Origin of the sequence: Pseudomonas sp. PDM20 (assembly GCF_014852575.3) — a bacterium.
Lineage (GTDB): Bacteria > Pseudomonadota > Gammaproteobacteria > Pseudomonadales > Pseudomonadaceae > Pseudomonas.
Genome location: NZ_CM181224.1, coordinates 1,119,875 through 1,142,437, shown reverse-complemented (window position 1 = coordinate 1,142,437; position 22,563 = coordinate 1,119,875). Strand labels below are relative to the sequence as shown.

19 protein-coding genes are annotated in these 22,563 nt (G+C 66.1%); 5 read left to right on the top strand and 14 right to left on the bottom strand.

Going from position 1 to position 22,563, the window contains the following annotated elements:
- Nucleotides 1–32: 32 nt before the first annotated feature.
- Nucleotides 33–1,070 (bottom strand): rod shape-determining protein MreB, encoded by a 1,038-nt coding sequence (gene mreB, locus IB261_RS05470; RefSeq protein ID WP_017518164.1) that lies wholly within the window; start codon nt 1,068–1,070, stop codon nt 33–35.
- A gap of 238 nt (nt 1,071–1,308) precedes the next feature.
- On the opposite strand from mreB, the gene gatC reads away from it, so the two are divergent.
- Genes gatC through IB261_RS05445 form a run of 5 tightly spaced genes read left to right on the top strand, consistent with a single transcriptional unit; the run spans nt 1,309 to nt 5,365 of the window.
- Entirely contained in the window at nt 1,309–1,596 is a 288-nt protein-coding gene (gene gatC / locus IB261_RS05465) for an Asp-tRNA(Asn)/Glu-tRNA(Gln) amidotransferase subunit GatC (RefSeq protein ID WP_015475813.1), read from the top strand.
- Between the two features lie 19 nt (nt 1,597–1,615).
- Nucleotides 1,616–3,070 carry an Asp-tRNA(Asn)/Glu-tRNA(Gln) amidotransferase subunit GatA gene (gatA, locus tag IB261_RS05460; RefSeq protein ID WP_192381623.1) on the top strand — a complete coding sequence of 485 codons (1,455 nt, stop codon included), beginning with the start codon at nt 1,616–1,618 and terminating at the stop codon, nt 3,068–3,070.
- A gap of 11 nt (nt 3,071–3,081) precedes the next feature.
- Nucleotides 3,082–4,527 carry an Asp-tRNA(Asn)/Glu-tRNA(Gln) amidotransferase subunit GatB gene (gene gatB / locus IB261_RS05455; protein WP_192381622.1) on the top strand — a complete coding sequence of 482 codons (1,446 nt, stop codon included), beginning with the start codon at nt 3,082–3,084 and terminating at the stop codon, nt 4,525–4,527.
- A 54-nt stretch (nt 4,528–4,581) separates the two neighbouring features.
- Complete coding sequence (locus IB261_RS05450) at nt 4,582–4,965, top strand: septal ring lytic transglycosylase RlpA family protein (RefSeq protein WP_081517440.1); 384 nt, start codon at nt 4,582–4,584, stop codon at nt 4,963–4,965.
- A gap of 10 nt (nt 4,966–4,975) precedes the next feature.
- Complete coding sequence (locus tag IB261_RS05445; protein ID WP_151189460.1) at nt 4,976–5,365, top strand: carboxymuconolactone decarboxylase family protein; 390 nt, start codon at nt 4,976–4,978, stop codon at nt 5,363–5,365.
- A 130-nt stretch (nt 5,366–5,495) separates the two neighbouring features.
- On the opposite strand, the gene IB261_RS05440 is transcribed toward IB261_RS05445, so the two are convergent.
- The 13 genes from IB261_RS05440 to IB261_RS05380 all read right to left on the bottom strand — a co-directional run bounded on the left by IB261_RS05440 (nt 5,496) and on the right by IB261_RS05380 (nt 22,551).
- Nucleotides 5,496–6,311: a YfaP family protein gene (locus tag IB261_RS05440; RefSeq protein WP_081518163.1), complete on the bottom strand. Its 816-nt coding sequence runs from the start codon at nt 6,309–6,311 to the stop codon at nt 5,496–5,498.
- A gap of 5 nt (nt 6,312–6,316) precedes the next feature.
- Nucleotides 6,317–7,960, bottom strand: a complete 1,644-nt coding sequence (locus tag IB261_RS05435; protein ID WP_192381621.1) for a DUF2300 domain-containing protein — start codon at nt 7,958–7,960, stop codon at nt 6,317–6,319.
- A 3-nt stretch (nt 7,961–7,963) separates the two neighbouring features.
- On the bottom strand, nt 7,964–12,517 hold the full coding sequence (locus IB261_RS05430; protein WP_192381620.1) for an alpha-2-macroglobulin family protein: 4,554 nt from the start codon (nt 12,515–12,517) through the stop codon (nt 7,964–7,966).
- Nucleotides 12,514–13,128, bottom strand: coding sequence for a DUF1175 domain-containing protein (locus IB261_RS05425; protein ID WP_225594755.1), 615 nt, complete (start codon nt 13,126–13,128; stop codon nt 12,514–12,516). The genes IB261_RS05430 and IB261_RS05425 overlap by 4 nt, the downstream gene beginning before the upstream one ends.
- A 14-nt stretch (nt 13,129–13,142) precedes the next feature.
- Entirely contained in the window at nt 13,143–14,894 is a 1,752-nt protein-coding gene (locus IB261_RS05420) for a DUF2138 domain-containing protein (RefSeq protein WP_081517435.1), read from the bottom strand.
- A gap of 38 nt (nt 14,895–14,932) precedes the next feature.
- Nucleotides 14,933–15,727 (bottom strand): YfaP family protein, encoded by a 795-nt coding sequence (locus tag IB261_RS05415; protein WP_081518162.1) that lies wholly within the window; start codon nt 15,725–15,727, stop codon nt 14,933–14,935.
- Between the two features lie 188 nt (nt 15,728–15,915).
- Complete coding sequence (locus IB261_RS05410; RefSeq protein ID WP_192381619.1) at nt 15,916–16,857, bottom strand: AEC family transporter; 942 nt, start codon at nt 16,855–16,857, stop codon at nt 15,916–15,918.
- A 69-nt stretch (nt 16,858–16,926) separates the two neighbouring features.
- Entirely contained in the window at nt 16,927–17,361 is a 435-nt protein-coding gene (locus IB261_RS05405) for a bactofilin family protein (RefSeq protein ID WP_081517433.1), read from the bottom strand.
- An 18-nt stretch (nt 17,362–17,379) separates the two neighbouring features.
- Nucleotides 17,380–17,754, bottom strand: coding sequence for a guided entry of tail-anchored proteins factor 1 (locus IB261_RS05400; RefSeq protein ID WP_225594718.1), 375 nt, complete (start codon nt 17,752–17,754; stop codon nt 17,380–17,382).
- Entirely contained in the window at nt 17,735–18,718 is a 984-nt protein-coding gene (locus IB261_RS05395; RefSeq protein WP_081517432.1) for a M23 family metallopeptidase, read from the bottom strand. The genes IB261_RS05400 and IB261_RS05395 overlap by 20 nt, the downstream gene beginning before the upstream one ends.
- Nucleotides 18,719–18,908: 190 nt before the next feature.
- Nucleotides 18,909–20,642 (bottom strand): ABC transporter ATP-binding protein/permease, encoded by a 1,734-nt coding sequence (locus tag IB261_RS05390; RefSeq protein WP_192381618.1) that lies wholly within the window; start codon nt 20,640–20,642, stop codon nt 18,909–18,911.
- A 67-nt stretch (nt 20,643–20,709) separates the two neighbouring features.
- Nucleotides 20,710–21,270, bottom strand: a complete 561-nt coding sequence (locus tag IB261_RS05385; RefSeq protein WP_081517431.1) for a response regulator transcription factor — start codon at nt 21,268–21,270, stop codon at nt 20,710–20,712.
- Between the two features lie 24 nt (nt 21,271–21,294).
- Complete coding sequence (locus IB261_RS05380; protein WP_045209553.1) at nt 21,295–22,551, bottom strand: ATP-binding protein; 1,257 nt, start codon at nt 22,549–22,551, stop codon at nt 21,295–21,297.
- Between the last annotated feature and the right edge of the window lie 12 nt (nt 22,552–22,563).

The following is a 22,563-nucleotide window of genomic DNA, read 5'->3' as shown; positions in this document are numbered from 1 at the left end:
GGGCGAAACGTCAACCAACCTCCACGTCCAACTTACTCGGTGGACAGCAGGTCCATCGAATGACGGTCCATCATTTCCAGCGCCTTGCCGCCGCCACGGGCGACGCAGGTCAGCGGGTCTTCGGCGACGATCACCGGCAGGCCGGTTTCCTGGGCCAGCAGCTTGTCCAGGTCGCGCAGCAGCGCGCCGCCACCGGTCAGCACCAGGCCGCGCTCGGCGATGTCCGAAGCCAGTTCCGGCGGGGACTGCTCCAGGGCGCTCTTGACCGCCTGGACGATGGTCGCCAGGGATTCCTGCAGCGCTTCGAGCACTTCGTTGGAGTTCAGGGTGAAGCTGCGCGGTACGCCTTCGGCCAGGTTACGGCCACGAACGTCGACTTCGCGGACTTCGCCGCCCGGGAAGGCGGTGCCGATTTCCTGCTTGATGCGCTCGGCGGTGGATTCACCGATCAGGCTGCCGTAGTTGCGGCGCACGTAGGTGACGATGGCTTCGTCGAAGCGGTCGCCGCCGACGCGGACGGATTCGGCATAGACCACGCCGTTGAGGGAGATCAGGGCGATCTCGGTGGTGCCGCCGCCGATGTCGACGACCATGGAACCACGGGCCTCTTCCACCGGCAGGCCAGCGCCGATGGCGGCAGCCATCGGCTCTTCGATCAGGTACACCTCACGGGCGCCAGCGCCCAGGGCCGATTCACGGATGGCGCGGCGTTCCACCTGGGTGGATTTGCACGGCACGCAGATCAGCACACGCGGGCTGGGCTGCAGGAAGCTGTTCTCGTGAACCTTGTTGATGAAGTACTGCAGCATCTTCTCGCAGACGCTGAAGTCGGCGATCACGCCGTCCTTCATCGGACGAATGGCGGCAATGTTGCCCGGGGTACGGCCCAGCATGCGCTTGGCTTCGGTACCGACCGCTACGACGCTCTTCTGGCTGCCGTGGCTACGAATGGCGACCACGGACGGTTCGTTCAGGACGATGCCGCGCTCGCGCACATAAATAAGGGTATTGGCAGTGCCCAGGTCGATCGACAGATCACTGGAGAACATGCCACGCAGTTTTTTGAACATTGGAAAGAAACCCATAGGTGGCGCGTGGGTGAAAAGTGCGCGGGTAAAAAAGTGCGGCAAACTCTAACAATGACGGGGGTTTTGGGCAAGGCGGCAATTTATGCTAGATTCCTCGTTTTTCGGGCCTGCCGGCCCGTCCCAGCGGCCTTCGACCGTCTGCCGCGGGTTCTGTTCCCTGCCCCTCAATTCCTTCCGGCCAGGTCCAGTTCGAACCGGGCCGCTCTAGCTGGAGACCCCGATGGCGCTTGAACGCTCCGACGTGGAAAAGATCGCCCACCTCGCCCGCCTGGGCCTGGAGGAAGCCGACATTTCGCGCACCACCGATACCCTCAACAACATCCTCGGCCTGATCGACGCCATGCAGGCGGTCGACACCGACGGCGTGGAGCCCCTGGCCCACCCGCTGGAAGCCACGCAGCGCCTGCGCGCCGACGCCGTCACCGAGGAGAACCGCCGCGAAGCCTACCAGGCCATCGCGCCGGCCGTGGAAGACGGCCTTTACCTCGTCCCGAAAGTCATCGAGTAAGCGCTAAGGACACGGACATATGCTGCATCAATTGACCCTCGCCGAAGTCGCCCGCGGACTCGCCGACAAACAATTCTCCGCCCAGGAACTGGCCACTGCCCTGCTCGCGCGCATTCAGCAGCTCGACCCGCAGCTGAACAGCTTCATCACCGTCACCGAAGAGATCGCCCTGGCCCAGGCCAAGGCGGCCGACGAGCGGCGCGCCAAAGGCGAGACCGGGGCCCTGCTGGGCGCGCCGATCGCCCACAAGGACCTGTTCTGCACCCAGGGCGTGCGCACCAGCTGCGGCTCGAAGATTCTCGACGCCTTCGTCTCGCCCTACGATGCCACCGTCGTCGAGCGCCTGGCCGACGCCGGCACCGTGAGCCTGGGCAAGCTGAACATGGACGAGTTCGCCATGGGCTCGGCCAACGAATCCAGCCACTACGGCCCGGTGAAGAACCCCTGGGATACCTCCCGCGTACCGGGCGGCTCCTCCGGTGGCTCCGCCGCCGCCGTGGCCGCGCGCCTGATCCCGGCCGCCACCGGCACCGACACCGGCGGCTCGATCCGCCAGCCGGCCGCGCTGACCAACCTCACCGGCATCAAGCCCACCTACGGCCGCGTATCGCGCTGGGGCATGATCGCCTACGCCTCCAGCCTCGATCAGGGCGGCCCGCTGGCCCGCACCGCAGAGGACTGCGCGCTGATGCTCGGCGCCATGGCCGGCTTCGATCCGAAGGACTCCACCTGCGTCGACCAGCCGGTGGACGACTACCTGGCCGCCCTGGCCAAGCCGCTGACCGGCCTGCGCATCGGCCTGCCGAAGGAATACTTCGGCGCCGGCCTGGACAGTCGCATCGCCGACGCGGTGATGAAGGTGGTCGAGCAGCTCAAGCAGCTCGGCGCGGTGGTCAAGGAGATCTCCCTGCCGAACATGCAGCACGCGATCCCTGCCTATTATGTGATCGCGCCCGCAGAAGCGAGCTCCAACCTCTCGCGCTTCGACGGCGTTCGCTACGGCTACCGTTGCGAAGACCCGAAGGACCTGCAGGACCTGTACAAGCGCTCCCGTGCCGAAGGTTTCGGCGCTGAAGTGAAGAACCGCATCATGGTCGGCACCTACGCGCTTTCCGCCGGTTACTACGACGCGTATTACCTGAAAGCTCAGAAAATTCGTCGTCTGATCAAGAACGATTTCACCAGCGCCTTCGCCGAAGTCGACGTGATCCTCGGCCCGACCACGCCGAACCCGGCCTGGAAACTGGGCGAGAAGAACAACGACCCGGTCGCCCAGTACCTGGAAGACATCTACACCATCACCGCCAACCTCGCCGGCATTCCGGGCCTGTCCATGCCGGCCGGCTTCGTCGACGGCCTGCCGGTGGGTGTCCAGCTGCTCGCGCCGTACTTCCAGGAAGGCCGCCTGCTCAACGTCGCGCACCAGTACCAACTGGTCAGCGACTGGCACAAACAAGCACCGGCTGGATTCTGAGGACGACACACATGCAATGGGAAACCGTGATCGGGCTGGAAATCCACGCACAGCTCTCCACCCAATCGAAGATCTTCTCCGGTAGCGCCACCACCTTCGGCGCCGCCCCGAACACCCAGGCCAGCCTGGTCGACCTGGCCATGCCCGGCACCCTGCCGGTGCTGAACCAGGAAGCCGTGCGCATGGCCTGTCAGTTCGGTCTGGCGATCAACGCCGAGATCGCCGAGCGCAACGTGTTCGCGCGCAAGAACTACTTCTACCCGGACCTGCCCAAGGGCTACCAGACCAGCCAGATGGATCACCCCATCGTTGGCAAGGGCCACCTGGACATCACCCTGGAAGACGGCACCGTCAAGCGTGTCGGCATCACCCGCGCGCACCTGGAAGAGGACGCCGGCAAGAGCCTGCACGAAGACTTCCACGGCATGAGCGGCATCGACCTGAACCGCGCCGGCACTCCGCTGCTGGAGATCGTCTCCGAGCCGGACATCCGCAGCGCCAAGGAAGCCGTGGCCTACGTCAAGGCGATCCACGCCATGGTGCGCTACCTGGGCATCTGCGACGGCAACATGGCCGAAGGCTCGCTGCGTTGCGACTGCAACGTCTCGGTACGGCCGAAGGGCCAGGCCGAGTTCGGTACCCGCGCCGAGATCAAGAACGTGAACTCCTTCCGTTTCATCGAGAAGGCGATCAACCACGAAGTGCAGCGCCAGATCGAGCTGATCGAGGACGGCGGCAAGGTCGTGCAGGAAACCCGCCTGTATGACCCGAACAAGGACGAAACGCGCTCCATGCGCAGCAAGGAAGAAGCCAACGACTACCGTTACTTCCCCTGCCCGGACCTGCTGCCGGTGGTGATCGAGCGCGCCTTCCTCGAAGAGCTGCGCGGCCAGTTGCCGGAACTGCCGGACCAGAAGCGCGAGCGCTTCGAGAGCCAGTACGGCCTGTCCGCCTACGACGCCAGCGTGCTGTCCGCCAGCCGCGAGATGGCCGACTACTTCGAACAGGTCCAGAGCATCTGCGCCGACGCCAAGCTGGCGGCCAACTGGGTAATGGGCGAGCTTTCCAGCCTGCTCAACAAGGACAGCCTGGAAATCGAGCAGTCGCCCGTTTCCGCCGAGTACCTGGGCGGCATGATCCTGCGCCTGAAGGACGGCACCATCAACGGCAAGGCAGCCAAGACCGTGTTCGCCGCCATGGCCGAAGGTGAAGGCTCGCCCGACGAGATCATCAAGGCCAAGGACCTGGTGCAGAACACCGACTCGGGCGCCGTCGAGAAGCTGCTGGACGACGTGCTGGCGGCCAACGCCGAGCAGGTCGAACAGTACCGCGCCAGCGACGAAGCCAAGCGCGGCAAGATGTTCGGCTTCTTCGTCGGCCAGGCCATGAAGGCCGCCAAGGGCAAGGCCAACCCGGCACAAGTGAACGAACTGCTGAAGAAGAAGCTCGAAGCCTGAGCCCACACTTCAACGACGCCGGGCTTGCCCGGCGTTTTTTCGTCCGGAGGTTCGATGCTGCGACCCATGGCCCTCATCGGTTGCCTGGCCCTGCTGGCCGGCTGTAGCACCACGTCATACGACAGCGACTCGGAAGTCTCCGGACGCGGCTACCGCGCCGAAGGCACCGCGTCCTATTACGGCAAGGCGCACCATGGCAAGCGCACTGCCAGCGGCGAGCGCTTCAACCAGAACGCCCTGACCGCCGCGCATCGCACCCTGCCCTTCGGCACGCGGGTACGGGTGACCAACCTCGACAACGGCCGCAGCGTCGTGGTCCGGATCAACGACCGCGGGCCGTTCGGCCGTGGGCGGATCATCGACGTTTCCAAGGCCGCCGCCGAACAACTCAACATGCTGCGCTCCGGCACCGCGCCGGTGCGCCTGGAAGGTCTCTGAAGGAGTCAGAATGAGCAATGACAACCGCAAGGCCGGCGAGCAGGTCCGCCGTGAAGTGATGGGCGACGTCTTCGTCGACCGCGCGCTGGGCAACGCCACCGAATTCACCCAGCCGCTGCAGGACTTCGTCAACGAACACGCCTGGGGCGGCGTGTGGAACCGCGAAGGCCTGCCGCGCAAGACCCGCAGCCTGATCACCCTGGCCGCGCTGACCGCACTCAAGTGCCCGCAGGAGCTGAAAGGCCACGTGCGCGGCGCGCTGAACAACGGCTGCACGGTGGAAGAGATTCGCGAAGCGCTGCTGCATTGCGCGGTCTATGCCGGCGTCCCCGCGGCCATCGACGCCTTCCGCGCGGCGCAGGAAGTGATCGATGCATGGCAGGCGGATCAAAACGCCTGATTTTCAGCAGCGCCAATTGGCGCTGTTCGCGGGCATGGCCCGCTCCTACAGGTTGGCACCACAGCGCAGCGCCCATTTGTAGGAGCGGGCCACGCCCGCGATCAGTCGACAGGGCCGACGGTTCCCGCCATTACGGATAACTGAACCGTTTCACCAGCGTCAGCTCACCCGGCTGGCGCATCGGGATCAGGAAGGACTCCTGCTTCTCGTTCACCGTCCCCTCCTCCGTGACGATGGTCACCTGCGCCGTGGTCAGCGGCTTGGCCGCGTTCACGTCGCCGGAGCTTTCATCCGAACTCCAGCCACCGCCGTAGTAGTTCACGTAGACCAGGTACTGGCCCTTGAGCGGGGTCGGGCTGGCGATGATTTCCGGGCCGTAGCCGGTGGTCACGTCGACGTCCTGGGCCGCGCCATTGGGCAGCGAGCGGTTGCCGTACCAGACGTGCCCACCATCGGGCGTCACCAGGTGCAGGTCGAGGTCGGTGTTGTCCGAGTCCCACGACAGCATGACCCGCAGCTTGGCCGCTACCTCGCCACCGCCGCCGCCATGGTAGAACTGCACGCGCTTGCGCTGCTGGCCGTCCGGGCTGACGACCTCGACGCTGTTGGAGCCCGCCGGGAAGGCGAACGGCCGGTCGAACTTGCCGTCGCTCTCCACCCGCATCGGCATGGCCACGCCGTTGACCACCAGGCGCGCCGGGTCCTTGCTGTCCTTGGGCAAGCCACGGATTTCACCGCGGATGCGCGCGGTATCGGACTGGTCTTCCCGCGAGTTCACCGAGGACGCCGGGTAGTTCACCGTCTGCCGGAAGTCGGCCTTGTCGCCATCGCCCGAGCGCCAGCCCCCCAGCGGGGTATCCAGGCTGATCGGCGATTCGGCGGCCTGCGCGCCCAGCGGGATCAGGCTGGCGAGCAGGGACAGGCGGAGCACGTGGGCGAGTTTCATGCTGATCATTCCAGTATCAGGCGACGGGCCAGGCTTTCCACGTAGCCCTCGTCTTGTCCATTGGGGTGCGCCTGGAAGGCCAGGTGCAGGTATTCATGAGCCAGGTCGAGGCGATCCTGCTGGGAGTAAAGGCCGCGCACATAGATGCGCTGGCGTTCGCGGTCGACGTAGGGCCGGCCACTGCTCAGGCGGCACACGGCGAAGGACTGCAGTTCCTCATAGCCTGCCTCGGTTTCCAGGCGTGGGCGCCAGTCGCGGCGTTGCGCCTTCAGCCAGCGCTCGGCCTCGGGCAACGACTGGCAGGCGGCTGTCGGGTTGCTCCAGCGGCTCAGGCTGGTGCGCGGGAAGGCGCGGGCGAGGATCGCGTCATAGCGCAGGCCCTTGGCGGCCTGCTCCTGGGCGCTGCGCCAGGACAGCTTCGACTGCCCCGCCTCGTCCGAGTGGTAGGTGACGGTGCCGCCAGCCAGCACCAGATCAGCCGTCCAGGCCGCTATGCCACGCGCCGCGTCGCTGGCCGGGCGCGGTGCCACACGCTGGCGCTGGCTGCTGTCGTCGATGCTCAGGCAGTCGCCGCGCGGCGCGCCGTTCTGCAAGAGATAAGTGCGGATGGTCACCGCCAGCGCCTTGGCCGCTTCCGGCGGCGTAGCGGAAGCCTCGCGGTCGAGCACGCGGGCGACGTACTCCTCGCGGGACAGGCGGGCAGTCAGGCGCGGCCCCTGCGCATCGCGCTCGAGGAAAAGGTCGCCGCTGCTGTTCACGTCGAGTCGAACGCCATTGGCGAACAACACATTCTGCCGGCCCGCCAGCAGGCCTTCGGCGGCGGGCTGATTGCGCGCGTCGTAGACCTCCTTCAGCGGATAGCGGCTGAACAGCCCGACTTCGACGCAACGCCCCGGATCGCTGGGCCACGGCGCCGGCAGCGCGGCACCGATGGCGTTGCCGTACCTGGCCAGCACTGTCTTGCTGGTGCCCGGCCCGCGCGCCCAGAGCGGCGTGCCGTTGACCAGCCAACCGGCGAAGCCGCCCTCGCGCCGACCGCCTTCATCCCAACTCCAGGTCTTCACCCGCAGGCGCCCACCCAAAGCGGCAGGTGCGCGGCCTTCGTCGGCGGCCAGGCTGACATCGAGCAGCACCTTGCGCGCCTGCTCCTGGGCCGGCAGGTGCTGCAGTTGATCGAGCAGTTCGGCGACCGGTACTTGGGTCTGCGGCGCCAGCTTGTCCAGTTGGGCGATCCAGGCCGGCGCGTGGCGGGCCTGCCAATATTGCTGCCAGACCGCAGCATCGATGCCCAGGCGCTGCGGCTGGAAGTACAGGCCGCAGGATTTCACCAGCGCGGCGTCGCGCTCGATGCTCTGCCCCGCCGTGCAGCAATACACCTCTTCCTTGCTTTCGCCGCGGCACTGATAAGCCCGCTCCTGCTGCTCGGTGTCGTTCAGCCAGGCGTAGACGAACAGCTTCCACAGGCTGCCCAGCGGAGCATGCAGGTCGGCCGGCAATGGCTGGCGATCGAGCACCTGCTGCGGCCCGAGCCGCAGCAGTTCGTCGCCCTGCGCGGTGCGCCAGGCCAGCTGCGCCTGCTCTTGCGAGCCGGGCGCCGCGAGGGCACTCAGCGGCAACAGCAGGATCAGCCCGACCAGACGCGCGCGCATCGATTACTGAACCTTGATCTTCGCCAGGGCCGGCTGCTGCTCCAGCGCCTGCTCCTGCGGCGCATAGAGGCGCTGGTAACGCGCCGGCGGCAGGACGAACTCGCCCTTCTGCGAGAAGCGAACCAGATGACGGAAGCGCAGCTCGCCGCCCAGAGTGTCCACCGGCACGCCATAGAACAGTTCACCCGGCTCGTTGCGGGCGCGCTCCAGGCTGGTCGCCTCGACACCGCCCAGGCCGCTGATCTGCAGGCCCCAGGTGGTGCGCTCGACGTCCGCGCCCGGCGGCAGCGGTACTTCCAGCATGCCGTAGCGCAGCGCTTGGGCCTGCTCGGTGGTCAGGGTCACTTCATCCAGGTACAGCTCGTCGCTGGACAGCGGCTTGTCGCCCAGTTCCTCGGCGCTGAAGGCGAAGGCGTCCTCGCCCGGCACCAGGCGCAGCAGGCGGCGCTTGATGGACACGGGCAGCTGGCTGGCCGGCGCTTCGGCGCTGCGGAAGGTCACGGAAGCGTTGAGCGGACGCGAAGGCGCGGCGCTCAGGTCCAGCTGCGCAGGCACGTCCTTGCCCTGCCATTGCCAGAAGGCATCGCCGGTGGTGCTGTGACTTTCCTTCCAGTCCGCGACCGGTTTGGGCAGCTCGGCAGCCGGGGCATCGGCCACGGCGCGCTGCATCCAGGTCAGCGCCAGGGCGCGTTCGACGGTGGATTGCTGCGGCGCCAGGCTCTGCAGCAGGGCGCGGGCACGGCTGGCATCGACAGTACCGCTGTAGAGCTGCACGGCACGGGCGAACGGCTGGTCGTTGGTATTGAGCTTCAGGCGCGCACCATCCAGTTGCCTGGCGAACCCGGACGGCAGCGCAACCTTGTTCTGCTCGGCCAGGCTGGCCGTCAGTACACGGGCCACTGCCAGGCCCAGCTCGGAGTCCGGCTGGCCCATGACCAGGCTGTCGTCGCTGTCGAAGTCGTTCACCGACTTCGCCGCCTCGCCGTTGCCGGCGTTCTCCAGGTCAGTGAGCAGGCCGCTGACCAGGGTCTGCACCGGCAACTTCATGTCGCGGGCAAAGGCCAGGATCAGCGCGCGCTGCAGCAGCGGCGTGGCGCTGGCGCGTGCGGAGTAAAGCTCCAGGACGCGCTGCCAGTGGTCCGGCGGCAGCTGGATTTCCAGGGCGCGGCTGGCGTGCCAGTCGGCGTAGTAGGCATAGGCGGTGAGGAAGGCGTCGTAGTCTTCGCCGCCCCACCAGGTGAAGTAGGCGTCCGGGCCGGCCATCTGCACCAGGCGCAGGCGGCTGGTCTGCATGATCAGCCGCAGGCGGTCGCGCACACGCGGCTCGCCGTTGGCCAGCATCGGGTAGGCCACACTCAGCGGCAGCAATTGGCTGGCGGTCTGCTCGACGCCACCCCAGGGGTAGTCGAGCAGCGAGTCGAGATTGCCGCGCAGCAGGGCCTGGGCGCTGTCATCCAGGCGCAGGCTGACGTCGCGGGCATCCGCCGGCAACTGCAGCGGGGTGTTCTGCGCGTTGACCTGCAGCGGCCTGGACTGCAGCACCTGCCAGCTGTCCGCGACCAGGCTGAAGTGCACACCGAGGCTGTCGCGCACCTGGCCTTCCTGACGCAGTTCGACGCTCCAGTCGCCATCGCTGAGCGGCTGTTGCGGCAGGGCGATGTAGTTGACGCCACGCTTGAGGTCCAGCGCCTGGGTCTTCTCCGCGCCATTGGCGCGGATCAGCAACTCGGCCTTGGTGTCCTGCTCGCCCTGGTTGAAGACGAACAGTCCCAGGTCCGGCGCATCGCCCGTGCGGAAGCGTTTCGGGCCACTCCACTTCAGGTAAAGCGGCTTCTCGGAGCGGATGAACTGCTTCTTCTGGCCGACCTGCCCCTGGTCATCCATGGCACGGGCGGTGATACGCCAGCGGGTCAGGGAGTCGGGCATGCGGAACTTGAACTGGGCCTTGCCGTTGGCGTCGGTGACCAGTTCCGGCTCCCAGGCGGCGGTGTCGACTTCTTCGCGGCGCGGGCGCTCCAGCACCTTCACGCCACGCTCGCTGCGGTTGGCGCGGCCGGGCGCGCTGGGCGAACCGGGCAGTGCCACGTCGTAGCTGATGAACGCAAGGCTGGCACTGGTGCGCACGTTGTTGCGGCGCGGGTGGTAGAAGAACTGGTCGATGCCCGGAGCGATCTCCGGCTGCAGTGCGTAGATCATCTCGTCCACCACACTCACGGTGAGGTGGCTGGAGACAGGCTTGCCAGCGTAGGCGGTATCGAGGTTGACGGTGACTGTCTCGCCCGGCTCGTAGCGTTCCTTGTCGGTGCTGACGGCGATCTCCACCTGCGGCACGGCGACCTTGATGCCGGCGTTCTGGAAGCTGTAGTCACCGCTGCGGGTGTAGAGCACGGAGAAGGTCAGGTTCGGCGAGAACTCGGCCTTCACCGGAATGCGGGCGCGGTACTGGGTCGGGTTGAGCTTTTCCAGCTTCAGCCAGTCGCCGCCCTTGGACAGCAGTGCGGTGGCCTCGACCTTGTCGCGCTCCAGGGACAGCAGGGCGTCGTCCACCGGCTCGGGGAAGGTGATCAGTGCCAGCGCTTCTTCACCCGCCTGGTACTCGGCCTTGTCGAGGACGATTTCCACGGTGCCCGGGACGGCCTTCACGCCATCGCCGCTGACCGAGTGGCCGGTACCGCCGAGCAGTTGACCGGCCTTGTCGCGCAGCTCGACGCTGTAGGTGCCGGGCTTGTCGAAGGTAATGGCGAACTTGCCGCCTTCGACTGCGCCGTCGCCGCTGCTGCGGTCTTCCAGGCGTAGCCAGCGGTAGGCTGTGGGCTGGATCTGGGTCTGCTGTTCGGCGGCGTAGCTGAACTCGACCTTGTCACCGGCGGCGCTGAAGCGCTGCGGCGCGCTCACGCGGTAGCGCGCGGCGCCACGCTCGATGAGGATTTCCTTGCTGGTCTTCACGCGGTACGCGGCGCCATCGCTGGCGAACACGGTGAGCATGTAGCGGCTGGGTTTCTCCGCCGCCGGCAGGTCCAGCGCGGCGCGGCCCTGCTCGTCGGTGGTGATCTGTGCGCTGGTCAGCTCCACGGGGAACTGGCCGAGGTACTGCAGCTCGTTGTCCACCATCGACAGCTGCTGGGCGCGCAGGCTCAGCTCCAGGCGCGCATTGGCCACCGGCTTGCCGTCCGGGTAGAGCAGGATCAGGTTGCCCTTCACCGGCTCGCCGGTCTTGAAGTCCGGCTTGGCCAGGTCGAGGGAAATCTCGAAGTGCGGCTTGATGTACTCGGCGACGCGGAAGGCGCTGCTGTAGGTCTGGTCGCGGTAGTCGAAGCGCAGCTCGTAGCCGCCGGCGACGGCGTTGGCCGGCAGCTGGAAGCGGCCATTGGTGCCGCTCCTGGCGTCGTACTTGAGGTCGAGGGTCTGCAGCGTGGTGCCGGCGGCGTCGATCACCGACAGGCGCAGCGGCGCGCTCTGCGGCGACTGCGACTCGCGGGAGTTCTTGAATTCGCGACCGACGATCTTCAGCGATACCCAGTCGCCCGGACGGTACAGCGGGCGGTCGGTGAAGGCGTAGAGTTTGGTGTCGTAGATTTCGCTGTCGTAGTAGAAGTTCTCGGAGACGAAGACGCCACCCTCCTCGTCCTCGCCGATCACGAAGGAGCGCTCGGGGCTGACGTGCTGCAGGCGCAGCAGGCCGTCGGCATCGCTGCTGCCGCTGCTCATCACGCCCAGGCCGTCGGTCCACAGCACCTTGGCGCCGCTCACCGGCGTGCCTTCATGCTTGCGCGCGGTCCACACCAGCAGTTCGTTGCCGGCAATTTTGCTCACCGCGACGCTGTTGGAGACGAATACCACGGTGGTCGCGCGGTATTTGCCGACCAGCGCCTCGACCAGGTACAGGCCGGGCTTCAGCTTGCCCAGCGGCACGTAGACGTTGCCCGGTGCGACATTGATGAACTCGCTGGAAGAGCCGGCGAGGCTGACTTCCTTCGGCGGCTGGATCGGTTTGGCGTCCCACAATGGATAGCGGAACTGGCTGACCATCGGCAGGCCGGGAATCGGCGCGTACTGCGGCTGCGCGTCATAGGGAGTCGGCGCGCGCATGGCATTGCCCATCTTCAGCTCGGGCACCACCTCGGTGACCTGCTGGCGCGACTCGTAGGAGAAGGTCCGCTGCATCACCCGACGCGACTTGCGGTACCAGTTGTCCCACAGGTAGGCCAGGGTGTTGGACAGGCCCTCGCCCTTGAACTGCCCTTCGGACAGCACGCGGTGCAGGTTCTTCTGGCGCTTGAGGAAGTCCAGCGGCTTGTCGATGCGGTAGACGCGGATATCCGCGCCACCGTATGGCTCCATGCGGTAGCGGCGGTAGTCACGGCCTGGCGCCTCCAGGCGCACCTTGGCCACCTCGTCGGAAGCGAAGCTTGAGTCGGCGAGCAGGAAGAACGACTCGCCAGCCATGGGCGCGTAGTTGCTCGCCGGGACGTCATCGTCCGCCTGCACGATCGCGGGCGCGGCGGCGAACAGGCCGGCGCAGGCCAGGGCAGCGGCAATGCCGCGCAGCGCTTTCATCGGGTCAGGAAGGACAAGCGATAGACGCCGATAAAGTTGGGATTGGATTCGTCGGGTATCCATCGGGTGTCCTTCCATGTCATGAGTTGTTGCAGGCTGACCGAGCGCATGCCGTTGTCGGTCGCCGTACGAGTGCCGGTGTGATAAGCGATGTCGCGGCCCATCCAGATCATCAGATGCTGGTCATCGCCCTGGTCGAAGAACATCAGGTCGCCGGGGCGCGCCTGGTTGAGGTCGCGGCCAACGAGCTGGCTGTTGTATTGAATGAGTTTGATCGCGTTGACGTAGGGGCCGGTCTTGCCGCCGCCCTGCTGCCAGGTCTGCGCGAGATTGCGCTGTGCGTCGGACAGTTCCAGCTCCGGCGGCAGGTAGCGGTTGGACATGCCGTTGGCGCGCAGCCACTTGGCGTCATGCACCTTCAGCGCCTCGTTGGCGGCGAAGCGCACGAGGCCAGCGCAGTCCTGCTGGTACCAGCGCGGGTTCGGCCCGCGACGCAGCTGCTCCTCGGCGATGCGCACGAACCAGGCGCGGAACACCTGGGTCTGCTGCGCATCCAGCGCCGGCTCCGTTGCGTGCGCCAGCGTGGCGACAAGCAGACTGGCCAGCAGCATGAGGGGTTTGCGGATCACAGCGCCTTCCATTCCAGCGGCAACCACTCCCACTCACCGCTGGGCTCGCTGCCGGCCGGCAGGGTCAGGGCGTAGGAGCCGTTGCCGGCGAGAGTCTTCAGGCGCGGCAGGAGCAGCGTATCGGCAGCGTTGCGGAATACCGGCTCGATGTCCTGCGGCAGGCTGTCCAGGGTCTCGCGCTGGAGCAGTGCGGACAGCGTCTTGGGCGCCAGGTACGCGGGCACCAGGGCGTCCTTGGGCAGCACGTCGGCCAGCGGCGGGTAGCGCTTGGCCAGGGTGTTGCGGGCCTTGTCGAGCAGCTTGTCGTCGATGGAGAACAGCAGGGTGTTGCCATCGCGCAGCAGGCTGACGCGGAAGAAGCCGTTGCCGCTGACCTGGTCGGGATTCTCCGCCTCGCTGGCCGGGTACTGGCCGAAGCGCGAGCTGACCTGACGCTGCCACAGGTGACCTTCGCCCTCGGCACGACTTTCAACCTCGAAGGCGCCGGCCTCCACGTTGGCCTCGTAGGCGCCGATCATGCTGCCGAACAGCTTGCCCAGTTGCTCGTCCAGCTCGGGGCTGGCCGGCGCGTCGAGCTTCACCGCGAGCAGCGGCGAGTGCAGGCGCGAGTCCGGGTACCAGCACAGGCCGGCAGCGCCGGAGAGGTGCTCGGAGAAGGCGGCGGCCATCTTCTGCTCGGCGCCCAGCTTCACCAGCATGTTGTCGTACAGGCCCGGCGTGACCGGCAGCGCGACGCAGGCGCTGGCGCCCATGGGCATGGCCTGCCAGACAGAGGTGAAGTCCAGGTCCGGCTGGCGGGCAACCTCGTTGAGCGCCAGGTAGCTGTGCCAGCCGTCCTTGCCCTGTTCGAAGCGCACGCCAGCGAAGGTCGGGATGAAGCGCTGGTAGCCCATGGCGAGAACACCGGCGCCCAGGGTGATGCGCTGCTTCAGCTCGCCACGCGGTTCCAGGGAGAAGTCCTTGGCGAACAAAGGCTCGCCTTCCAGCGCGCTGCCCAGGTCTTTGGCGACGGCGGCATCGGGCTCGCCCAGGTTGTCGTAATCCGGGTTGGGGAAGAGCATCTTCGGGTTCGACAGAACCAGCATCTGGTCGCCACGGGAGACGAACAGCAGGGTCTTCTCGGCGCCATAGCGCAGGCTGTAGACCGGCGTGGCGCTGCTCTTCACCTGGATTTCCGCGACCTTCTTCAGCTGGCTGTCATCGGCCGCGATCCTGGCCAGCGGCTCCAGCACCTTGGCCAGGCCGCCGCGCTTGAGCACCACCATGAAGTCGCGCAGACGGCCATCGGCACCGCGCCACAGGGCGACCTGGGCCGGCTGGTCGAGCAGTTCCTCGATCACGCTGTCCTTCAGGGTCAGGTCGTGCTCGTAGACGATGCGCCGCAGGGTGCCGGTCAGGCCCAGGCGGTCGGCGTTATTCTCGTAGTAGAAGACGAAGTCCTCGGTGAGCACGTCGCGCAGCAGCGGCACTTCCAGCACGGCCTTGGGCAACTGGCTGAGGGAGGCGCTCTCGATCAGCGCGTCGGGGCGCTTGAGGTCGCGGACCACTTCCGGGCTTTCCGGCGCTTCCAGGGTCCCCACCGGCGCCGAATGGAAAGCCGGGATCAAGCCGAAGGCCAGGGCCAGGCCACCGGCGACCAGCGCGGCAGCGAGCGCGCCGATGGCGATCAGCGGACCACGGCCCGGGGCCTGGGCCGGCGTCGGCGTGGAGGTGCTGTCTTGGCTGCTGGAGGGCGTATTGTCGCTCATGGATCGCTTGTCCCGTGTCATCCCTGCGAGGGGCGAATTCAGTAGTTGAAGGTCTTCACCAGCACCAGATCACCGATGGTGCGCATAGGCACCACGAAGGTCTCGCGCTTCTCGTTGACGGTATTTTCGTTGAACACCAGGTTGATCTCGGCGGTGATCACGTCCTGCTCGTGGTTGCCTTCCTGGAAGTTGTAACCCTGGCTGGCGTTGTAGTTGCCCCAGTAGTTCACGTAGACCAGGTAGGTGCCGTGCAGCGGCGCGGCCATGGTGAACATTTCCGGACCGGGGCCATCGACGCCGTCCGGGTCGAGGCCGCCGCCATTGCTCAGGCGCGGCCGCGCCCAGAAGGCATGCTGGCCGTCGGGCGTGACGATATGCAGGTCGAGCTCGGCCTTGGGGTCGTTCCAGCCCAGCGCCAGGCGCAGGCGCGGCGCGACCCGGTGGTTGTTGGCCTCGTAGAACTGGATGCGCTTGAGGGATTTGCCCTCGGCGCTGGCCACCTCGACGCTGTTGCTGCCGGCGCCGAAGTTGTACGGACGGACAAACCTGCCTTCGCCGTCGGTGTAGAGAGGGAGCGGATTGCCGTTGACCACCAGGCGCTGGGCACGGTCGACGCCGGCCACTTCGCGCAGGTGGCCCTCGATCAGGCTGCGGCCACGGGAACCGCCCCGGTCGATGGGTGGCGTGGGATAGGCCACGCGGGGCACGCTGGGATCATCGGTCAGACCCGAATAGCGCCAGCCGGCGGCAGGGCTGGAGAGGTCCGCACTCGGCTCGGCAGCGACCGTCGCAGCCAGGAGACTGGCTGACAGAAAAAAGACGGCACGAACCATCCGACGCGTGAGCTGCATGAACATTCCTTGATCGTGCATAGCGGGGGGAGCCAAATGTAACCGGTCTTGTCGACGCGCGGAACGGCGTTCGCGCGGCGTTGCGACCCAAGGCGATCTTTCAGAAATTTCCTACAAACTGAATAGCCTTTTTCGCAACACCCATTGGAAGAATCTCGACTTCCCCCGAGTCACATCCAGCCGCCCCACTGCAGGACGAAGATGCCGATGTTGGTCGTCAGCGCCGCCACCAGGGTGGTGATGACGATGATCGACGCCGCCAGCTCGTGATTGCCATTGGCCGCACGGGCCATGACGTAGCTGGCCGCTGCCGTGGGGCTGGCGAAATAGAGGAACAGCACGCCCAGTTCGGCGCCGCGGAAGCCCAAGGCCCAGGCGACGGAGGTGCAGATCAGCGGCAGCCAGACCATCTTCATCAGGCTCGCGCTGATCGCCAGCCCACCGCTTTCGCGCAGCGAGGCCAGCGACAGGGTGCCGCCGATGCACACCAGCGCCAGCGGCAGGGTCATCTGGGCGAAGTAGTCAGCGGAGGTCAGCAGCCACTTCGGCAGGCCGATACCGAACCAGGAGAACGGCAGCGCCGCCAGTACGCTGATGATCAGCGGATTGCAGATGACATTGCGGGCGATGCTCAGCGGGTCGGACTTCATGCTCGGGCTGTAGATCGCCAGCACCACCGAGGACAGCGTGTTGTAGCAGAGGATCACCAGCGCAGCGAGGACCGAGCCCAGCGCCAGGCCGTGGTCGCCATAGAGGCTGGTGGCCAGCGCCAGACCGATGATGCCGTTGTTGCCGCGGAATGAACCCTGCACGTAGACGCCACGCTCCTCGCGCGGCACCCGCCAGACGGCCCAGCCCCAGGCCAGCAGGAAACCCGCCAGGGTCGCCGCGCAGAAGTACAGCAGCACTTCGGGGCGCGCCGCACTGTGCAGGTCGGAGTGGTAGATGCCGAGGAAGAGCATCGCCGGCATGGTGGCGTTGAACACCAGCGCCGACGCCGTCTGGATGAATTCCGGGTTGATCGCCCCCACGCGGCGCAGCAGCACTCCGAGGAACAGCATGGCGAAGACCGGGGCGGTGATGCTGAAGGTCTGGAGCAGGAGTGCGAGCATGGGGCGGGAGGGTCTGGGCGGTGGGGGCGACAATCATAGCAAGCTAAGTACCCACCGCGCCGGGGCAAATCAGGCTTCGCCCTCTTCCTCGTGGGCCAGCGCCGGGTATTCCGTAGACCTGGTCACGTCGCCCTCGGCCACGCGGGTCAGCTTGCCGTCGACGGTGGCGCCATTCTCCATGCTCAGTTGGCGATACTGGATATTGCCCATTACCCGCGCATTGGAATGCAACTCCAGCAGGTGCTCGACGTACAGGTCGCCGACGATGGTGCCGTCGATCAGCGCATCATAACTGCTGACATTACCCTCGATTCGGCCTTCCGCACTGAGCGCCAGCAGGCTGGCCGCGCCGGGCTTGTGGATTACGTTGCCCTTCACCGTGCCGAGGACCTTCAGGCCGTCCTCGAACTGAATGTCTCCTACCAGAGCGACGTTGCCGGACAGCAGGCTGGAGAACTTGTCCACCGTCACCTGCGGCCCTTTTTTCTTGCTGTTGCTGAACATCGAATTTCCTCGCGCGGACTACTTGCCAGGTTTCTGCTGGCGGTAGAAGGCCAGCTCGGTCTTGAGTTTCTTGATCTCGGCCGACATCGAATCGATGCGGCGCATCAGTTGTTCACGGTTGGCGCGGTCCTCCTCGCCCTGCATGCGCTTTTCCTCCAGTTCGGCGGTCAGTTGCACGACCTGTTCCTGCAGCGCATGCAGCTCATCGGCGTGTTTCTGGCCCTGGCTGTCGTCCAGCCCGCGCACGAACCACAGGCCCGCCAGCACCGCCGCCAGCAGGACGAACAGCGCCAGCAGGCGGCCGAACCATGCCGAGCCACGGGGAGCATGGGGCGAATGGTCGGCGCGTAGCAGGTCGCGGGTAGAAGGCTTTCTAGTCCGTGGCCATGCCATCGCTATCGATCTCCATTCCCCCTAGCGAGAGGAAGTTCTGTGGGTCGACGAACTCGCCGTGGTAGAGCACTTCGAAGTGCAGGTGCGGGCCGGTGGAACGCCCGGTGGAGCCGACCTTGGCGATTTCCTGCCCCGGCAGCACGACGTCGCCAACTTTCACCTCCAGCTTGGAAGCGTGGGCGTAGCGGGTCACCAGGCCGTTGCCGTGGTCGATTTCCACCCGATTGCCGTAGGAGGGGTTCGGCCCCGCCACGATCACGCGCCCTCCCGCGGCCGCGTGGATCGGGCTGCCGGTGGGCGCGGAGAAGTCCTGCCCGGAATGGAAGGCCAGGTGATGATTGAAGGGGTCGAATCGGTTGCCGAAGGGCGAGCCCAGGCGCGCCTGCTCGACCGGCCGGCGCGCTGGAATCGCCATGAAATCGGCATTGCGGCGGGCCACCTGATCCATCAGCAGGTCGAAGACCCGGCGCAGGCATTTCGCCGAGCGCTCGCCCTGCTGCAGATCGTCGGTCGAGCCGGGCAGCGGCTCGGCACAGGGACGCGGAGGCAGGAGGATGCCGCCCTCGCCTTTGCCAGACGCCGCGACCTTTGCCGCGGCCTTGGGCTTGGGTACCAGTTCCGGATCGACCTTGGCCAGCTTGCGGGCGATTTCCTCGTGACTGTCGACGGCCTGGAGCAGATAGGTCGCATCCTTTTCCAGTACCTGCAGGCGACCGGCCAGGTCGCCGATGCGCTCCGCGGCGAAGCGTTCGCCGGAGTCGTCTTCCGCCGCCGGCTCGGCCGGGGCAGCAACCGGCATCGGCGCCGGCGCGAGGTTGACCCGACCGACCCAGATGCCGCCGGCGAAGGCCGCAACAGCGAACAGTACGGCCACGCAGCCACCGATCACCACGATCCGGCGCGGGTCGACCAGGCGCAGGTCCGAGCGGGTCAGGGCTTGGCGTGACGGGGAAAGGGATTTCATAGCGGTACCAGTGAATTGCATTCGGCCCGGCGGGTGGCCGCCGGGGTGCACAGGGTACCTGTTCTTGAAAACTTCGCAGCGGCTAAACACTGAAAAATGTAAATAAATAAGAAGAAATCATCTTGTCTGAGAAGACTTTCAGATGTTTCCCACTAACAGGATCACATTATCCCAGTGAATCAAACTGCCACTACGCCGGTAAAACGGACTCGATCTCCTGCAAACGATGCTCCTCCAGGCGCAGTTGGCGCGAGTGGAATCGCTTCAGGCTGACCCGGTGGCCAATGCTGACCAGCGTCCCCCCCGGCAACTGGTCGAGCAGCACCTGATAGAGCGCGGCTTCGTCGGATTCATCGAGCGCGGAGGTGGCTTCGTCGAGGAACAGCCACTGCGGTGCGTAGAGCAGCGCGCGGGCGATGGCCAGGCGCTGCTGCTCGCCCGGCGAGAGCACACGCTGCCAGTGATCGGCGTCATCCAGACGCGGCACCAGCGAATCCAGGCGGCACAGGTGCAGCACCTGCTTCAGCTGCTCAGGGGCGTGGCGATCGCCTGACTCCGGATAGCTCAGCGCCTCGGCCAGGGTGCCGATGGGCAGATAGGGTTTCTGCGGGACGAACAGGCTGCGTGCGTCAGGCATCTGCACCACGCCGCTGCCATAGCGCCAGAGGCCGCTCATGGCGCGCAACAGGGTGCTCTTGCCACCGCCGGAGGGGCCGCCGATCAGCACGTGCTCGCCGGGGTTCAGCTCCAGGCTGGTGGGCTGCAGCAATTCTCGGCCGTTGCCCAGGCTCAGGGTGAGGTTGTGCAGTTGCAGGTTGTCGCCGGTCTTGCGCACGTCGATGTTGGCGGACTCATGGGCAGTCTCGTCCATGGTCTCGCGGAAGCTCAGCAGACGGTCGCAGGTGGCGCGCCAGCTGGCGAGGCTGGCGTAGGCGTCGATGAACCAGCTCAGGCCGTCCTGCACGTTGCCGAAGGCGGAGTTGATCTGCATGAGTTCGCCGAGCTGGATCTGCCCGGAGAAGTAGCGCGGCGCGGCGACGATGAAGGGAAACACGGTGGCGATCTGGGCGTAGCCTGAGCTGAAAAAGGTCAGGCGCTTCTGCACCTTCATCAGTTCCCAGAAATTGCTCCAGACGTTGCGGAAGCGGCCCATCAGGCGGGCGCTCTCGTTGGCCTCGCCATTGTACAGGGCGATGCTTTCGGCGTTCTCGCGCACCCGCACCAGGCCGAAACGCAGGTCCGCCTCGTAGCGTTGCTGGCGGTTGTTCAGACCGATCAGGCGGCGTGCGATGAGGTGGGTCAACCAGCTGCCGACCGCGGCGTAGAGCAGTGCCGCCCAGAACATGTAGCCGGGAATGCTTATACCGAAGAGCTCGATGCTGCCAGATACGCCCCAGAGAATGACCGAGAAGGACACCAGGCTGACGATGTTGCGGATCAGCCCCAGACCAAGGGTCAGGGTGGTGTCGGTGAAGCTGTTGAGGTCTTCGGAAAGACGCTGGTCGGGGTTGTCGGTGTGCCCACGCTGCTCCAGGCGGTAGTAGTTCTTGTCGCCCAGCCAGGCGGCGAAGTGCTTCTCCGTTAGCCAGCGGCGCCAGCGGATGGTGAGCATCTGGGTGAGGTACAGCCGGTACACCGCGGTGAGGATGAACACCGCGGCGATGCCGCAGAACATCAGCATCAGGTGGATGAAGCTCTTCAGGTCCTTGTTCTGCAAGGCGTTGTAGAAGTCGCGGTACCAGCTGTTGAGCCAGACGCTGAGGGCCACACCGACCAGCGACAGGGCGATCACCACGATCAGCAGCAACCAGGCCATGCCCTTCTCTTCGCTGCGCCAGTAGGGCGCGGTGAGTTGCCAGACTCGGTGGAAGAAGCGGCTGCGAACGGCGTCGTTCGCGGCCCGGTACTCGGCGCTGTCGGTCATGGGGTCGGCTCGCACGGCTGGAAATAAAAAGGAGCGCTCATTGGCGCTCCTTTGTCTTATCGATCGCTTAACGCCTCACCGGGCGTTTCTGCAGCTTACGTTGCAATGTGCGCCGGTGCATACCCAGCGCTCGAGCGGTCGCGGAGATGTTGCCGTCATGTTCGGCAAGCACGCGCTGGATATGTTCCCACTGCAGACGATCCACCGACATGGGGTTTTCCGGCACCAGGGATTCCAGGTCGGCATGTTGCGACAGCAGTGCAGTGAGCACATCGTCAGCATCGGCTGGTTTGCACAGGTAGTTGGTGGCGCCGCGCTTGATGGCTTCCACCGCGGTGGCGATGCTGGAATAGCCGGTGAGGATCACCACGCGCATCTCGGCGTCGAGCTCGAGCAGCTTGGGCAGCAGCACCAGGCCGGAGTCGCCGTCCATCTTCAGGTCCAGCACGGCGTAGTCGGGCAGATCTTCCTTGGCCATGGCCAGGCCTTCCTCGGCGGAGCCGGCGACCGACACCCGCAACCCGCGGCGGGTCATGGCTCGGGCCATGACGCGGGTAAAGGTGGCATCGTCGTCCACCAGCAGCAGGTGGGGCTGCTCTTCGCCTTCGAACAGGATCTCTTCGCTCATGGTACTTCCTCGCGGGCGCGGCTATCAGGCCACGCCATAGCTTCTGGGCAGACGCAACTCGGTCAGAGTGCCGCCATCTTCATGGTTATACAACTTCACCGTTCCACCCGCGCGGGTCACGCTGGCCTGACTGAGGAACAACCCCAGGCCAAAGCCCTTGCCCTTGGTGGTGAAGAACGGCTTGCCGAGCTGTTCGGCAATCGCCAGCGGCACGCCCGGGCCCTGGTCGCGGATGCTCAGGCAGATTTCACCGGCATCCCAGTCCAGGCGGATGTCCAGATCGTCCGGACAGGCGTCCGTCGCGTTATTCAGAAGATTCAGCAGCGCCTGGCTCAGGTCGGTCGGCGGAGTCATCCGCGGCGCCTTGCCCTTGCCCAGCGTCTGGTAGCGATAGCTCGCCTCGGGGCGCATCAGGTGCCAGCGACGCAGCACCGACTCGACCCATTCGTTGGCGCCCTGCTCTTCCACCGCCTGGCGACGATCCGCCTCGGCGGCGCGTACCAGGTGCTGAAGAGTAGTCTTGCAGAGCTTGACCTGCTCCTGCAGCAGGGCGAGATCTTCCTGCAACATCGGCTGGTCCGCATTGGTCTGGCGCAATTCCTTGAGCAATACGCTCATGGTCGCCAGGGGCGTGCCCAGCTCATGGGCAGCGCCGGCGGCCTGGGTGGCAACGGCCAGCAATTGCTGGTCGCGCATGCCTTCCTCGCGGCGCTGGGCCTGCAACTGTTCCTGGCGGCGCAGCGACTCGGACATGCGGGCGACGAAGAAAGTGATCAGCGCGGCGGCCAGCGCGAAGCTCAGCCACATCCCGTAGATCAGCAGGTTGTCGCGCTGGCCGGCCGCCATCTCCAGCGGGTGGAACCACACCAGCAGCACCGTATAGCTGGCCAGCGCGAGGCCGGCCAGGGCGATGGTGTAGAGCCACGGCAAGGTCGCCGCGGCGATGGTCAGCGGCACCAGGTAATAGGAGACGAAGGGGTTGCTCGAACCGCCCGAGTAATAGAGCAGCACGCTGTGGATGACCAGGTCGCAGGCGAGCTGGACGGCGTACTCGAGCTCGGTGACCGGCCACGGACCGCGCAGGCGCAGCGCAGTACCCAGGCACAGCACGAGGGAGACGCCGATGGTCACGCCGAGCGCCAGCCAGGGCAGCTGGATCAGCTGGGCCTTGTAGGCGAGCCCGACGGAACCGGCCTGGGCGGCAAGGACGAGAATACGGATGAGCGTCAGATGCAGAAGGTTCTGACGACTGGCGGACAGCTGGAAAACCGGTGGGCGCATGGTGAATTCCGG

Coding starts and splice junctions, on each gene's coding strand:
- IB261_RS05425 (WP_225594755.1), bottom strand. CDS start 13,128: ATGCTGCTGGCCAGTCTGCTTGTCGCCACGCTGGCGCACGCAACGGAG.
- IB261_RS05440 (WP_081518163.1), bottom strand. CDS start 6,311: ATGAAACTCGCCCACGTGCTCCGCCTGTCCCTGCTCGCCAGCCTGATC.
- IB261_RS05430 (WP_192381620.1), bottom strand. CDS start 12,517: ATGAAAGCGCTGCGCGGCATTGCCGCTGCCCTGGCCTGCGCCGGCCTG.
- IB261_RS05400 (WP_225594718.1), bottom strand. CDS start 17,754: ATGGCATGGCCACGGACTAGAAAGCCTTCTACCCGCGACCTGCTACGC.
- gatA (WP_192381623.1), top strand. CDS start 1,616: ATGCTGCATCAATTGACCCTCGCCGAAGTCGCCCGCGGACTCGCCGAC.
- gatC (WP_015475813.1), top strand. CDS start 1,309: ATGGCGCTTGAACGCTCCGACGTGGAAAAGATCGCCCACCTCGCCCGC.
- IB261_RS05435 (WP_192381621.1), bottom strand. CDS start 7,960: ATGCGCGCGCGTCTGGTCGGGCTGATCCTGCTGTTGCCGCTGAGTGCC.
- IB261_RS05415 (WP_081518162.1), bottom strand. CDS start 15,727: ATGGTTCGTGCCGTCTTTTTTCTGTCAGCCAGTCTCCTGGCTGCGACG.
- IB261_RS05385 (WP_081517431.1), bottom strand. CDS start 21,270: ATGAGCGAAGAGATCCTGTTCGAAGGCGAAGAGCAGCCCCACCTGCTG.
- IB261_RS05410 (WP_192381619.1), bottom strand. CDS start 16,857: ATGCTCGCACTCCTGCTCCAGACCTTCAGCATCACCGCCCCGGTCTTC.
- gatB (WP_192381622.1), top strand. CDS start 3,082: ATGCAATGGGAAACCGTGATCGGGCTGGAAATCCACGCACAGCTCTCC.
- mreB (WP_017518164.1), bottom strand. CDS start 1,070: ATGTTCAAAAAACTGCGTGGCATGTTCTCCAGTGATCTGTCGATCGAC.
- IB261_RS05405 (WP_081517433.1), bottom strand. CDS start 17,361: ATGTTCAGCAACAGCAAGAAAAAAGGGCCGCAGGTGACGGTGGACAAG.
- IB261_RS05395 (WP_081517432.1), bottom strand. CDS start 18,718: ATGAAATCCCTTTCCCCGTCACGCCAAGCCCTGACCCGCTCGGACCTG.
- IB261_RS05420 (WP_081517435.1), bottom strand. CDS start 14,894: ATGAGCGACAATACGCCCTCCAGCAGCCAAGACAGCACCTCCACGCCG.
- IB261_RS05390 (WP_192381618.1), bottom strand. CDS start 20,642: ATGACCGACAGCGCCGAGTACCGGGCCGCGAACGACGCCGTTCGCAGC.
- IB261_RS05445 (WP_151189460.1), top strand. CDS start 4,976: ATGAGCAATGACAACCGCAAGGCCGGCGAGCAGGTCCGCCGTGAAGTG.
- IB261_RS05380 (WP_045209553.1), bottom strand. CDS start 22,551: ATGCGCCCACCGGTTTTCCAGCTGTCCGCCAGTCGTCAGAACCTTCTG.
- IB261_RS05450 (WP_081517440.1), top strand. CDS start 4,582: ATGCTGCGACCCATGGCCCTCATCGGTTGCCTGGCCCTGCTGGCCGGC.